This window comes from Azotobacter chroococcum, from assembly GCF_002220155.1.
Taxonomy (GTDB): Bacteria; Pseudomonadota; Gammaproteobacteria; order Pseudomonadales; family Pseudomonadaceae; genus Azotobacter; species Azotobacter chroococcum.
The window spans coordinates 53,414-66,259 of the sequence record NZ_CP011838.1 but is presented as its reverse complement, the minus strand read 5'-3'; the positions used below and the strand labels follow the sequence as shown (position 1 = coordinate 66,259).

General features: G+C 61.6%; 10 protein-coding genes and 4 pseudogenes. 10 read left to right on the top strand and 4 right to left on the bottom strand.

Annotation, left to right across the window (positions count from 1 at the left end; all coding sequences use genetic code 11):
- Positions 1 to 383 precede the first annotated feature (383 nt).
- Positions 384 to 650: pseudogene (locus ACG10_RS24970) on the top strand (hypothetical protein); the annotation flags it as partial.
- 201 nt (positions 651 to 851) lie between these two features.
- Here the strand turns inward: ACG10_RS24970 and ACG10_RS24040 are convergent.
- Complete coding sequence (locus tag ACG10_RS24040; protein ID WP_157731533.1) at positions 852 to 995, bottom strand: hypothetical protein; 144 nt, start codon at positions 993 to 995, stop codon at positions 852 to 854.
- A 47-nt stretch (positions 996 to 1,042) separates the two neighbouring features.
- On the opposite strand from ACG10_RS24040, the pseudogene ACG10_RS23435 reads away from it, so the two are divergent.
- From ACG10_RS23435 to ACG10_RS23420, 4 genes and pseudogenes are all read left to right on the top strand, one after another.
- Positions 1,043 to 1,318 (top strand): annotated as a pseudogene (locus ACG10_RS23435) (multicopper oxidase domain-containing protein); the annotation flags it as partial.
- Positions 1,319 to 1,428: 110 nt separating this feature from the next.
- Positions 1,429 to 1,938, top strand: a complete 510-nt coding sequence (locus ACG10_RS24695) for a hypothetical protein (protein ID WP_232487333.1) — start codon at positions 1,429 to 1,431, stop codon at positions 1,936 to 1,938.
- A 282-nt stretch (positions 1,939 to 2,220) separates the two neighbouring features.
- Positions 2,221 to 3,639 carry a Kelch repeat-containing protein gene (locus tag ACG10_RS24995; RefSeq protein WP_157731532.1) on the top strand — a complete coding sequence of 473 codons (1,419 nt, stop codon included), beginning with the start codon at positions 2,221 to 2,223 and terminating at the stop codon, positions 3,637 to 3,639.
- Positions 3,630 to 4,751: a hypothetical protein gene (locus ACG10_RS23420; RefSeq protein WP_157731531.1), complete on the top strand. Its 1,122-nt coding sequence runs from the start codon at positions 3,630 to 3,632 to the stop codon at positions 4,749 to 4,751. The genes ACG10_RS24995 and ACG10_RS23420 overlap by 10 nt, the downstream gene beginning before the upstream one ends.
- A 351-nt stretch (positions 4,752 to 5,102) precedes the next feature.
- Here the strand turns inward: ACG10_RS23420 and ACG10_RS24855 are convergent, their stop codons facing one another.
- Positions 5,103 to 5,252 carry a peptidase dimerization domain-containing protein gene (locus tag ACG10_RS24855; RefSeq protein ID WP_332460707.1) on the bottom strand — a complete coding sequence of 50 codons (150 nt, stop codon included), beginning with the start codon at positions 5,250 to 5,252 and terminating at the stop codon, positions 5,103 to 5,105.
- Between the two features lie 629 nt (positions 5,253 to 5,881).
- Positions 5,882 to 7,240, bottom strand: coding sequence for a transposase (locus ACG10_RS23410; RefSeq protein WP_089170240.1), 1,359 nt, complete (start codon positions 7,238 to 7,240; stop codon positions 5,882 to 5,884).
- Positions 7,241 to 7,519: 279 nt separating this feature from the next.
- On the opposite strand from ACG10_RS23410, the gene ACG10_RS23405 reads away from it, so the two are divergent.
- The 3 genes and pseudogenes from ACG10_RS23405 to ACG10_RS24690 all read left to right on the top strand — a co-directional run.
- Positions 7,520 to 8,170 carry a hypothetical protein gene (locus ACG10_RS23405; protein WP_089170239.1) on the top strand — a complete coding sequence of 217 codons (651 nt, stop codon included), beginning with the start codon at positions 7,520 to 7,522 and terminating at the stop codon, positions 8,168 to 8,170.
- 6 nt (positions 8,171 to 8,176) lie between these two features.
- Positions 8,177 to 9,331: a helix-turn-helix domain-containing protein gene (locus ACG10_RS23400; protein ID WP_089170238.1), complete on the top strand. Its 1,155-nt coding sequence runs from the start codon at positions 8,177 to 8,179 to the stop codon at positions 9,329 to 9,331.
- Positions 9,332 to 9,365: 34 nt separating this feature from the next.
- Positions 9,366 to 9,515 (top strand): annotated as a pseudogene (locus ACG10_RS24690) (GrpB family protein); the annotation flags it as partial.
- A gap of 46 nt (positions 9,516 to 9,561) precedes the next feature.
- On the opposite strand, the gene ACG10_RS23395 reads toward ACG10_RS24690, so the two are convergent.
- Entirely contained in the window at positions 9,562 to 11,046 is a 1,485-nt protein-coding gene (locus tag ACG10_RS23395; RefSeq protein WP_089170237.1) for a hypothetical protein, read from the bottom strand.
- A 169-nt stretch (positions 11,047 to 11,215) separates the two neighbouring features.
- Here ACG10_RS23395 and ACG10_RS23390 point away from each other — a divergent pair.
- Together ACG10_RS23390 and ACG10_RS23385 are read left to right on the top strand one after the other, a co-directional pair.
- Positions 11,216 to 11,851: pseudogene (locus ACG10_RS23390) on the top strand (IS5 family transposase); the annotation flags it as partial.
- Positions 11,852 to 12,024: 173 nt separating this feature from the next.
- A complete protein-coding gene (locus tag ACG10_RS23385) occupies positions 12,025 to 12,486 on the top strand; it encodes a hypothetical protein (RefSeq protein WP_089170236.1) in 462 nt (153 codons plus the stop codon).
- Positions 12,487 to 12,846: the final 360 nt, after the last annotated feature.

The following is a 12,846-nucleotide window of genomic DNA, read 5'->3' as shown; positions in this document are numbered from 1 at the left end:
ATGACCACGACCATGGCTCAGACGACCACGGTTCCGGCGTTCGCATGAATCGAATAGCCCTTCGGATTCCCACAGCCTAGGCCACGACCACGGTTCCGGTCATCCGCACGATCACGGCGAGTACGACCCTCATTCGCGCTGCCGCCGCATCTATCTGAGGATCGAACGCCTGCAGTCGTACACGCCGGTGGCGCCGGACGAAGCGATCACATGCGCTACAAGATCGACTGCATGCGTGGGCCGGGACACGAAGACGGCACAATTTCGCCGAACGAAGTGGAATTGCGCCGGTTCGACGCCGTGATCTACCGACGCTATTTCGACGCCGCGCATACGGTGCCCGATACCTCGCCATTGGTCGTCGCTGATATCAACGAGCCGCCATGGGATCGCCGCATTCCCGGCTGCGTGCTCTACGCCGATCCGGGCGAGCGCTTGTTCATCCACGTGTACAACGCGGACGCGGAACCGCACAGCTTCCATGTCCACGGCCTGGACTACGGGATCGATTCGGACGGCTCGTTCCCGTTCGGCGTCGCAGATCATCACACCATCGCAGCGATGCAATCTGCCCTGGCGAAAGCTGGTGCTACGTGTTCGATGTCACCCCCGACACGATCGGCGCCTGGCCATTCCACGACCACTTCATGAACATCGACGCGGTGGTGTCGCGGGGCCTGTTCGGCGCGATCATAGTGCGCGATCCGAAGGCCAAGAAGGCCGACTACCACGTGCCCATGTTTCTGCACCGCCTGCAGGGACAGTCGGACGTCACCCGCTTCCGCTTCGGCCCGCTGTCGCCGGGCGACCCGCCGGTTTTCCTTCACCTTTGCCGACGAAGGCACCTACGACTACTTCTGCGAGATCCACACCGCGATGACCGGCGTGGTCCGCGTGGTCGCCGGCGGTCCGGCGACGGCCGCGGTCAGCATCATCGATTCGCCTTCCAGCTTCGCGCCCAACGACGTGACCATCGGCCCGGGCGGCACGGTCACCTGGACGCACGCCCGGCAATCAGCAGCACACCGTCACCGATCGCGGCACCGCGGCGATGCCGTCGTGGTGCCTCAACGGCCGCTCGTTCGTGGGGAATACGCCGACCATCGTCGCCAAGTCGGGCAAATGCATCCGCTGGTACGTGTTCGATCTCGACCTGTCCACGCAATGGCACAACTTCCACATCCACGGCCAGCGTTTCCACCGTGGCGACGAACGCTACGACACGCGCAGCCTCGGTCCGGCCGAGTCGTTCATGGGCGACACCATCGTGCCGAACGTTGATCCTGATGCGATCGAATGGCTGCTGCGAGTGCCATGAAGAGTTTGCACGATAGCGAAGCCCCAGCAGAACGCTGGCGGCCACCCACCGCAAGGGCGCAGTGAGCTGAGGGCCAAACGATCGCCACTGCCGTGACGCGGATGACGGCGATGCATTCGCCCAAGCTGGCGCACGGCCAGGCGGCCGATCACGCGAAACCGGTGCTCTCGTACGACGGCCACTGCGTGCAGCTGCGCGGCGATTTCCTTTTCCACTGCCATGCCGAGATACACATGATGATGGGCCATGGCGGTCTCGTCCGCGCGTCGCAAGAGATCGAAGCGACCAAGGAACTGAAGGCCTGCCTGGGCTTCGAACTGCCCATCGACGACGGCTCGCCATGTCCCGATGTCGACATGCCGTGCATGTCGCACGCCGGCACGTGGTCGACGGTTCCGGACCTCGATCTCTTCGTCGTACATGCCGCCGTGCTGAAGACCGGCAAGGTGCTGTTGTGGTCGGGCACGGCCGAAGCGGCTATCCGACACAATCCAGAGTCTGGAATCCCGCGACAGATGCGCGCACGAACCAGGCCTACGCCGCCGACCTGTTCTGCAGTGGGCATGCCTGGCTGCCGGATGGGCGATTGCTGGTCGCAGGCGGTGCGCCGATTGGCCTGATGAATCAGACCCACATCTTCGATCCGGCGACGGAAAGCTGGACGGTAATGGCGAACATGAACGAACCGCGTTGGTATCCCACGGTGCTGACCTTGCCCGATGGTCGCGTGCTGGCGGCGTCGGGCTCGGGCGCTTCCGGCCTGGAAATCTGGGATCCGGCCACCAGCAACTGGACGATGTTGGCCGGCGCCGACCGCACATTCCCGGAACTGTTCCCCAGCCTGCATCTGCTGCCCGCCGGGCGGCGTGTTCTACTCGCGTTGCGGCTGGGCCGCACCGGACATGTCGCATCGCGAATCCGCGCGACTCAGCTTCACCGGTGCCAACAACGGCAGTTGGGCCGATCTCGGACTGTTGCAGTTCCCCGATCGCCAGGAAGGCATGGCGGTGTTGCGCATCGACGACACGGTGTCGCCACCGGCCACCGAAGCGTTCGTGGTCGGTGGTGGCGTCAGCGGCGTAGCGACGTGGCGCAATCCGCAGACGCTGGAGCGCATCGACCTGACCGATCCGGCGACCGCTGCCTGGAGCCGCGGAGCAGACATGGCGTTTCCGCGCGTCAACGTCACGGTCGTGCTTTTGCCCAACGGACATCTTCTTGTCGTCGGTGGTCAGCGCAACGGCAAGTGGGCCGCCGATCCGCAACCCGTGCTCGAAGCCGAGATCTACGATCCGGCGAACAACGTGTGGACGACGCAGGCGCCGATGCTGCATCCGCGGCAGTACCACTCGGTCGCCGTGCTCCTGCCCGACGGGCGCGTGCTGGTGACCGGCGGCATCGATCCCACGCTCGGCACCACACCGATGCGCGATCAGCGATCGATGGAGTTGTTCAGTCCGCCCTATCTCGGCGGCGGTAGTCGCCCGTCGATTACCAGCGCGCCGGCCAGTGCGACCTGGGGAGCGGCGATGTCCATCGGTACGCGGAGCCGGGCGATGTCGACAGCGTCGTGTTGCTGCGGCCCAGCGCCCTCACCCACCACACTGATGCCGGCCTGCGCTGGATCAAGCTGCCGATCCTCGGCGTCACCGCGACTGCCGTGCAGGTCCGCGCCCCTCCAGCGCCGCGGTCGCTCCGCCGGGTCCGTGGATGCTGTTCCTGCTGGATGCGGCGGGTGTGCCGTCGGAGGCGAGATTTATCGACCTCGCGTGAACAGCGAGAACTGGCGGCAGGCGCGAACAGGAGTGAACTGCGATGGACAGATCCGCAATCCGAAATTCGACAGGCGTGCTGCTGTGCTCGTTGCTGGTCGCATGCCGATGGCAATCGAGCACGCCCACGACCGAACCCACTGGACAATTTGGCGGCGGCACCGGCGCGTACACCGCACAATGCTCAGGAGATTTTCCCGACTGGATCTCCGATCATCCGCCGCAAGCGGATGCGAGTGGCGATGTGAACCCGAACGAGCCGGGCGTGCAGAAGAGCTTCCAACTCGCGCAGGCGTATCCGCTGGGCGTTCCGGTAATCACCAACGATGCGCAGGGCCAACCGCACATCACTTCGTGGAATCCGCCTGCGCGGAAACCAATGGACCGTGGCGGACCTTCTCCAATTTGTCGATCCCGGCGCAGCGCGACGGCTATCTGGCCGCACTCAAGACCTACATCCTGCAGGGAATGTCGGACCCGGCATCGACTTCGACGCGACCAAGAACAACAGCAACTGGGCCTCGCGCAAGTGGTACCACGTGCCGATGATGACCGCGTCGGCCAGTGCACGCCGCGAGCCCTACCACGGCGTGACCAACGAGCGGCCGCTCAATCCCAGCGAGCAGACGCACTGGCTCACCAGTGGCGGGAACCTGCGCGCCGTAGCGATCGGCTACTACAACAGTCTCGGCGGGTACACGATCGGGCAGGTGTTTCCCAGCTACGACCTGACCCAGACCCAACCCTCCGCGGCGCACTTCATCGACGGCACCGTGGTGTTCAAGCTGCTGTTCGCCGAGTATGTGCCCTCACGCATCCAGGCACCGGATCCGCTGGCGCACGCGCCGCGCTGGTTCGTGCAGGTGCCGGCGAACTCCGCTGCCCCGCCGATCGAAGTGCGCCTGCTGCAGGTCGACGTCGCGGTCAAGGACGACCACTTCAGCAGCACGACGGGCTGGGTATTCGCCACCTACGCCTACGACGAGCGTCTGTGGCCGGCCGAAGGCAACGGCTGGCGGCGACTGACGCCTATCGGCATGCAGTGGGGCAATGATCCGACCGTGACCGGCACCGCGATCACCACGCTGCAGGAAAGTTGGATCAATCCGGACATGCCGCCGGCCTTCCGCGACCACGTAGGTCGCGCGGGGCGCCTGATCGGTCCGGTCGACAATCCGCGCTCGTCCTGCCTCAGCTGCCATTCGACCGCGCAGGTCGACATGGCGCAGACCGGCAACGTGACCGGCATGTTCGCGACGCAGGCCATTCCGCCCACTGCGTGCAGCACGCCGATGGCGTGGTTCCGCAACCTTCCCAGCGGCCCGAGCGGCGGCACCGCGTTCGGACGGCTGCCGGGCGGCAACTGCCCGGTCGATGTCGCCACGACCGGCCTGACCTCGCTGGACTATTCGCTGCAGCTGCAGGTCGGCGTCATTTCCGTGTTCGGGTTCCAAAACCCGAACCCGTGCGCGTCCCACGCCCAGGCGCACTACGCCGCCACCAACGCGATGGCGCTGCGTCGAAACCAAGAGCAGCTGCGACAGCCGCCAGGCCGCGAACAGCAATTCCTGCGCGAACTGCCGGCGCAATCGCAGCGGGTGCAGATCACGCGCGACGGCAGGCTGCTACGCGAGGAGATACCGCCGCAACACCGACGCTGACGCGGTACGAATTGCGAACGGAAGAAAGAAAACGGCGCCCTCACGACGCCGTTTTTTGCTTGCGCAACGGGTCAGGACAGTGCGTTCGCTGCCTCGACCACCTTTTCCACCGTGAAGCCGAAATGCGGGAACAACTTCTCGCCAGCGCGCTGGCGCCCTAGCTGTCGATGCCGATCACCGCGCCGTCCAGGCCGACGTACCCGGCGGCCGCCCCGGCGAACCACGGCACGACTTGCATTGTGATTCTGGCGCGGTTTTCAGGCTTCATCAGTACGCAGTTCGCGCGTGACGACCGCTGACACCGTCTTGTAGCGATCCGGAAACCCGGGATACTTGCTGAAGTGGCGATTCCTATCCTTTGACCACGGTCTGCAGGGCCTGCACCAGCTGGCTGCCGGCAACGATGGCGTGGATTCCCTGGTGTGGCGTGGCGGCGTGGCAGCCGTGGCCGCGCTCCGTGATCTCGAAGGCGCAGGTGCCGGCCATGACCGGCTGCGGCATGACCGCCATCCCGGCCAGTTGTGCAGACCGAACACCGCCTCGACCGGGACTCGTGGCCGCAGGCGTGCAACTTGCCAGGATGGCGGGTGTGGTGGGGGAATTCGTTCAGTTCGGCGAGCGGCAGGGCGTCCATGTCGGCGAGCACGTGTTGTAGGAGGCCCGCGACATGCTGCGGTCTTGCGGATTTGAGTCCAGCGGAATCCCACTCCGACGCGAAGCTCTGCAAACTCGCATCACGGCTTCCGGACGTGCCGTGCGCGCTTGGAACTAGGCGATCCACCGACATCGGGTCTCCAGCATGGGATCCGGTCTTGGAAAGCTGCGTAACCGCTCTTCATCGGCCGATGAGCGCAAGTCGTGCCCACGTCGGCTGAGGCGGAGTTGTGTGAATTGCCCTTGCGGCAGGTTTCGGAGGCGGAGCGCCCCCCAGATGGCGGCTTTGTGGAAACGTCGTGCGGCAGCAGTTGGCCGATTCTGTTGAAAAAGTCGGTTTTACAGTAGGCACGCCGGCCTTCACGTTTGCCACCGAAGGGCTGGCCCGCCACTTTCAGTGGTCTTTTGATGTTTTGCTGAGCCTGCAGGCTCGAGTTTTGAGGTATTTGGAGGGTTTCTGCCCCAAACAGGCAGACCTATCCCGTGATGGGTGGCCCTTGGGGTAGCAATTTGGCCATCCGACGCAGATTCTGCACTGCCGCAGCGAGCGTGAATTCGTCGGTTGCCTCCGTCAGTCCCCGTAGCCGCAAGCAATCGACTTTCAGGATCCGTTTGAGATGGGCAAAGAGCATCTCGACCTTTTTGCGTTCGCAGCGGGAGCGTTGGTACGCCGCTGTGGTGGCGATGCGCCGAGCCACCTCCCGGGCGGCTTCATGAACGCTGCGGACGATCTTGCGCATCGGCGTATTCGGGCAACACCACGGCTTCAGCGGACAGGTTGTGCAGTCAGCCTGGCTGGACCGGTAGATCACCGTGTTGGCCTTGGTGACGTGGGAGCGCTGACGCTTGAAGGCCCGCCACTCGCTACGCAGGGGGCGTCCGGCCGGACAGCGGTATTCCCCTACCTCTTCATTCCAGTGGAAATCATTGCTCGAGAAGGTGTCGTTCTGGCGTTCGGTTTTGTCCCACACCGGGACATGCGGTTCGAGGTCCCTTTCTACCATCCAGGCCAGCATGGGTGCTGTCCCATAGGCGGTGTCGCCGATCAGACGTTCCGGTGTGATGTCGAAACGCTCTTCGACGCGTTCCACCATGGTCTTGGTCGACTCGACCTCGGCGGTGTGGTGAGCAGGCGTGGCTTCCACATCCAGGATCACACCGTGCTCGGTGTCGATCAGGTAGTTCGTGGAATAGGCAAAGAACGCCGGACCGCCTGGAGCCGCCGTCCAGCGGGCCAGAGGGTCGGTCAACGACAAGCGCTTGGGTAGCGCTTCGTCATCGAGCGCCTCGAGGTACTCACGCACGGCGCGTGTGCTGAGTGCCGGATCCCCCCAGTTGATCGCTTCATCCCCGGCGACGCCACGCTGCCGGCTGGCATCCGCCTTGATGATGCTGGCATCCACGGCAAAGCCTTCACCCTTGACCAGGCCAGCGGTCATGCAGCGACGTACCACTTCATTGAACAGCCAGCGAAACAGGCCGCTGGCCCGAAAGCGGCCATGCCGGTTCTTGGAGAACGTCGAGTGATTGGGCACTTCGTCTTCCAGCCCCAACCGGCAGAACCAGCGATAGGCCAGGTTCAAATGGACCTCTTCGCACAACCGCCGCTCGGAGCGGATGCCGTAGCAGTAGCCGACGACCAGCATGCGGATCATCAGTTCGGGATCGATCGAGGGACGCCCGACAGGGCTGTAGAAATCCTTGAGGTACTGGCGCAGGTCGCTGAGATCCAGGCAGCGATCGATACGGCGCAGGAGGTGGTGGCCGGGGACGTACTCTTCCAGGTTGAACGCGTAAAACAGCCGCTCCTGCCCACTCGATAGCCGCCCCATCATGCTGCGTGCCCTCTCGCTTGCCGACACGAGGAGTCTGGCTGCTGTCTGCCGGGGTAGCTAGTTTTTCAACAGAATCACCCCATAGCCTACTGTGCGGACAGCTCTGCGCCTGAACCGATGCTACGTGCGACAGGGCCGCCTGATGGGGTCGAAAGACATTAGAACAGATGCATGCTGCAACTTCTGCTCTCGGCCGCCCTCCGTGGCGAGAGCTTCTTGTTTTTTAACCTCATTTGAGGAAGAATAACCGGAAGTCACCGTTGCGTTAGGAGTCCTCAGATGCAGGCTTGCCAAGTATTCAGCGATCAGGATGAAGTCGCCGCCCGCCTTGAGCAGTTAAGTCTGGAGCGCGAGCCGCTGCATGAGGCTGTCAATCAAGCTCACCTACAGCGTGTTCGTCTGACTCCTAACCATCCCAGCATTTTTCACGGCCTTGAAATGTGGGGCTGGATGGTAGGAGCGGTGCGCGATCAGCTGCGCCCACTGGGGTGGGTCGCGCATGAAAAGTCGAACTACCCACTTACCTTTCACTCGGCGCTCAATCTCGCAATTGCGGTCGCATCGGGGGATAGCTATGTCGGAAATCCGCTGGGGGTGCCGAGCAGCCGATCCAGGAAGGGTAAAAATACTGTTGATGCTGTTGAGCAGAACTGTCAGTTCGACATGTTTGCTGACTTGCTGCCTGAGCCAGAGGAACTGCCTGAATCAGGCCCTCACGAGACTTGGATACTGCTCCACCACACCGACACGGTGAAGAAGGAAATCCGCATCGAGCTCTCACGCCCGTCGGGAATGGGTAAAGGCGGCAAGATCAATTTCTGGTCTGAACGTATCATGCTTGGCACCATTGCCCTTGATGATGATTTCTTTGAGGTTGCTCCTCCAAGCGGTCCGGACATCGACATCGAAATTCGCCGTAAAAGCTCGTGATAGACCATGTTTAACCCACAACGATTTGCGCTCGCCCGTCGCCGGCGAGGTATGAAAAAGCGTGAGCTTGCCACTCATATAGGAGTAACGGAGCGATCGGTCTCCGGCTACGAGAGTGGCACGCAGGAGCCTGAGCCTGGGACCCTCGCAAAAATCGCTAAAACGCTTCGGTTCCCCGAAGCGTTTTTCTTTGGCGATGATCCTGAGGTGCCAACGCCAGATGTTGCCAGTTTCCGGTCGCTCTCAAAGATGACTGCTGGACTTAGGGATTCAGCTCTCGGTGCAGGCGCAATTGCGCTCCTGCTGAATGACTGGATCGAGAAACGTTTCGATTTGCCAGAGCCGGATATTCCGGACCTGGGGTCCGAACGCGCTGCACTGGTGAATTTTGAGGCGCTCGATAAGCTAGACCTGTCAAGCAGTGCCCAAGCGCCAGAGGCTGCGGCGGAGATGCTTAGGGCACACTGGGGCCTAGGTGAGCAGCCGGTCAAGAACATGATTGCGCTTCTCGAATCGAAAGGCGTTCGTGTCTACTCACTGGCGATTGATGCGAAGGAAGTCGACGCATTCTCGATGTGGAGTGGTGGCCGTCCCTTTATGTTCTTGAATACCTTCAAGTCGGCCGAGCGTTGCCGCTTTGACGCAGCCCATGAATTAGGACACTTGGTTATGCACCAGCATGCCCACCCACAAGGGCCTGATTTAGAGCGTGAGGCGAATGCCTTTGCGTCGGCTTTTCTGATGCCACGTGCAAGCGTTCTAGCGATGGCTCCACGCTCGATCACCATCAAAAGCCTCATCAAATACAAGAAGCTCTGGTCCGTTTCTGTGGCAGCCTTAAATTACCGGCTTCATAGCCTGGGACTTTCCACGGAGTGGGCGTACCGAACGCTGTGTATTCAGATTGCTCAAGAGGGCTACCGAACCGAGGAGCCGGAATCTATTGCTCATGAGCGGTCAGTGGTCCTAGAGAAGATTTTCGCCGCGTTACGAGCCGATGGGCTTGGGAAAGCTGGCGTCGCGGGAGAACTGTCAATCAGTCCCGAGGAGATCAATGAGTTGACGTTCGGCTTGATGTTGAACGTTTTGAAGGGACAGAGCGCTAACCGCTCAGACTCCAGTGGGAAATCAGGTGCCCATCTTCGTTTGATCAAGGGTTGAAGGGGTTTCAATGGGGTCAGAACGTTGTCCTAAGTTCCGAGACTTGCTCAGCAGCGAAGCTTCGATCCGCCAGTAGTATCAAGACTTGAAGCTTGAGCTGGAAGCCATCAACACCGGCGGTATGGCTGAGTATCTGGAGATTAAGATCTCATTTATCTTCGCGCTGGAAGAACCTGTCGACTAGGGAAGTGGCGCGTTGATAGGCTGATCGAGCGTCTGCTAATGGCCCCCTATTCATGATGGCCGTGGCCGTGGTAGTGTTCTTCGTTCGGCTCGCGGACGTCGCCCGGTCCCTGGGTGAATCCGTCGTGGAAGGAGTATCCCTCGTGGAACGTCGTGACCTCCACCCTTGCGGTTTGGCGTCCAATCTCTTCCGCAATCTCCGCGAGTGACCTCAGCGCGAGGTCCGGCGTCCCGAAGTGATCGGCGACCTCGAGGGCGGCGGCGTATCGTTCGAAGCGCTCGCGCAGTCTCGAGATACGGGGGTCGCCACTCATTCGATCGACGGGTCCGGGGTCGCCCAGGTGCGGCGGCCATTCTGGGGCCACCTCATCCGGAATGCGGATGCGCCGTACGGTCTGCTCGACGCGCAGCGTCGAGCGCCGCGTCTTCTCGTCGATGGAGATGACCGTCACCGTGACACTCGGGCCGAGAACCGAGAAGCTCTTGAAGACCCTGCCGGCGACGAGGTCGTTCGCACCGTCCTCCGCCGCCATGAGGTAGGACCGGTTGCCCTGGACCCGATGGACCAGCACGCACGAACGCGGGATGCCAGCATCCCACCGGTCTTTCATTCTGACCTCGATGAGGAATCCGGCGATATCGAGCGCCGCGGCCTGCAGGCCACGGTCGTGCAGGGGTCCGAGAACGATGTCGCGCGTGACGGGCACGGTGCGCGGGATCACAACCACGCGGTCCTCGTTAAGCCATCCGCGAAGACGCATGTTGACGGCGTTGAGCCCTGGGCCGATCCGCGAGTAGTCCGCGTTCGGAGCGCTGTACGGGCTCCAGGTGCTCATCGTGTCCCAAGGATCGCCGTACTCGGCGGTCGAGCCGTCGAGGCCGGAGTGGTCGGAGCCGTACCCGTGACTCATCTCCTGTCCGAGCAGGTCGGGCGACAGCGAGTTGAGGTCGCACAGCGCCGCCATGCCGCCGACCCATCCGCACAGATCGAGCGGTGTGTAGCCGCACACGACGACCCCCGAGTACACGGTGAGGTCGATTTTGTGGGCGGATGCCGCGGCCCGGCCGGCATCGAGCACTCCACTGCGATTGATCTTGCCCGGTTGCGGTGGCACATTGCCGATGTAGTCGGCGCGCTTATAGGGGATCGTGTAGACACCGACGACCTCCGAATCGGAGACGTCGATCTTGCCGTGGCTGTTGTCGAGGAAGTAATCGACCATGTTCATGGTGCCCGTGCCGGCCTTCGTGAAGAGCCGTCGGTGGTGCGCGAGCACGTCGATCTTCTTGCCGTTTGGCAGTCTGTCCAACACGAAGATCGGCGGATCGTCTTTGAAGCGGATGACGACGACGAGCCATGGCGTGCGTTGGCGAGCCAGCAGCCCCGAGAAGAATCCCGCGATGACCGGCGACAAGAACGCGGATTCGGAGATCGTCGTCGCATAGTCGAGTTCCAATCCGTGGTGATGCGCGCGGGGCTCGAAGTTCACGAGCGCGGTTGCCGACGAGATCTCCTGCGTGATCCGAGCCATTAGGTCCTCCAAGGGGTCATGCCGAGATAAGGCAAGAAATAGGACATTTGCGAAGCAAGGATTGATCTGTAAAGGTTAGGGGGTGTTGACGTTTTGAGCCAGCGGAACGATGAGGAGGAAAAAACCTGCAAAATCAAGGTTCCCACACCGCCCCCTCCGCAGGCTGGCAATGCCCCGATTGATGCTCACTGATGAACTCTGGTCGAAGCTGGAAAAAGTTCTGCTCCAGCAAGCCATCTACCAAAAGCCGGATCTGCGCATCACGGTCGAGGGCATGCATCTACCGGATGCGCGCAGGCTGCCTCTGGAGAAACCTGCCCAGCGCCTTCGGGCGCTGGAACTCGGTCTACAAGCGCTTCAATGCGTGGTCGGCGGCCGGCAAGTGGCTCAAGGTTTTTCCAGGCCTTGATCGAGGAGCCCGATCTCGATTGGGCGTTCATCGACGGTACCTATGTGAAGGCCCACCAGCACAGTGCCGGTGCGGTCAGCGAGCAGCCCGAAGCCATTGGCAAAAGCCGTTCGGGACACACGAGCAAGATTCACCTGGCCGTCGATGCGCATGGACTGCCCGTGGCTTTCGAGATCACCGGGGGCGAGGTCAATGACTGTAGCTCGGCCCCTGAGCTGATTACCCAGCTGCCGTCCGCCGAGGCGATCGTGGCCGACAAGGGCCATGACAGCGAGCGCATCCGCGAACAGATCGAGGCGCAGGGCGCACGGGCGGTCATTCCCCGAAAGCGCAACTCGATCAAGGGCAATGGCGACCTGGACCGGGCTGTATCGCTACCGGCATCTGGTCGAGAATGAGTTAGGGCTCATTTTGATGTTTCCTGATGCAACTGCACCGGGATCTATGATCCTCAACCTGACGGTTCGAGGCTGATTTTCTGTGTTTTCCCCGCTTTGGAAAGTCGCGGCAGGTGACCGGTGGCGTGCGTGGCACAATAGCAGCACTTCCTGCGGATCTTGGATTTATTCGTGTCGCACTATTCCCACGGCCTTAAAGACAATGCGTTGGTGTTCCACCCTTGCGGGGTATGCAGCTTCGGCACGATTCCAGAGATGCCCCAATACGGTTTACCCGGTGGTGATGTGTTTCTGCGGGCTGGCGTGCACTTGGGCCCAAATAGGGGCTTCGGGGTGCGTCACATCTGGGAAGCCCATCAGGCTGATCTAGCGAAGCATGGCTGTATGTCGATCGAGGGGGTAGCGGCTCACATCGCTTCAATCGTGGTGCCCAATGCCCCGATCTACTGTGAATTTCGAGAGTTGCGTGGTGGTCAGCGCCTGGCCGTGCTCAAGCTCAAGATGGGCTCGCTGATCTTGGAGCCGCGTCAGGAGCGTCGAGGCTTTGGTTATTACGTGGTGACCTGGTATCCAAAGCCCAGGCCGAACGGGACATTGGTTGGCCGAATCGTGGATCCAACTCGCCAGAAATGACAAAGGCGCCCCCTCTGAGGCGCCTTTGCGAAAAATATTGAGGAGCGGTCGCAGCGATTCTTTAGCACCCGGCTTGCGCCTTCGGGTTCAGAATCCGATCTCATTGATCGTCACCGCTTCGGAGAGTGCCAGTTTCTCCGCTGCCGAATTCGAGGGGGCCAATGACTGGCAAGCCAAGCCTCAAGATGCGCAGTTGCAGTCCTCAAATTCAGATTAGCAATTTGTATAACTTTAAGTCAAACAGATTTGAGCAGTGGTGATCGGTGGAATCCATTAATGACGCGGTTTTCAGCGATTTTTCAAGGGGTTTGCGAATTAGCGCAGCGCGTCTCTAAGCGAGACCTTTCCGTGCGCGTACTG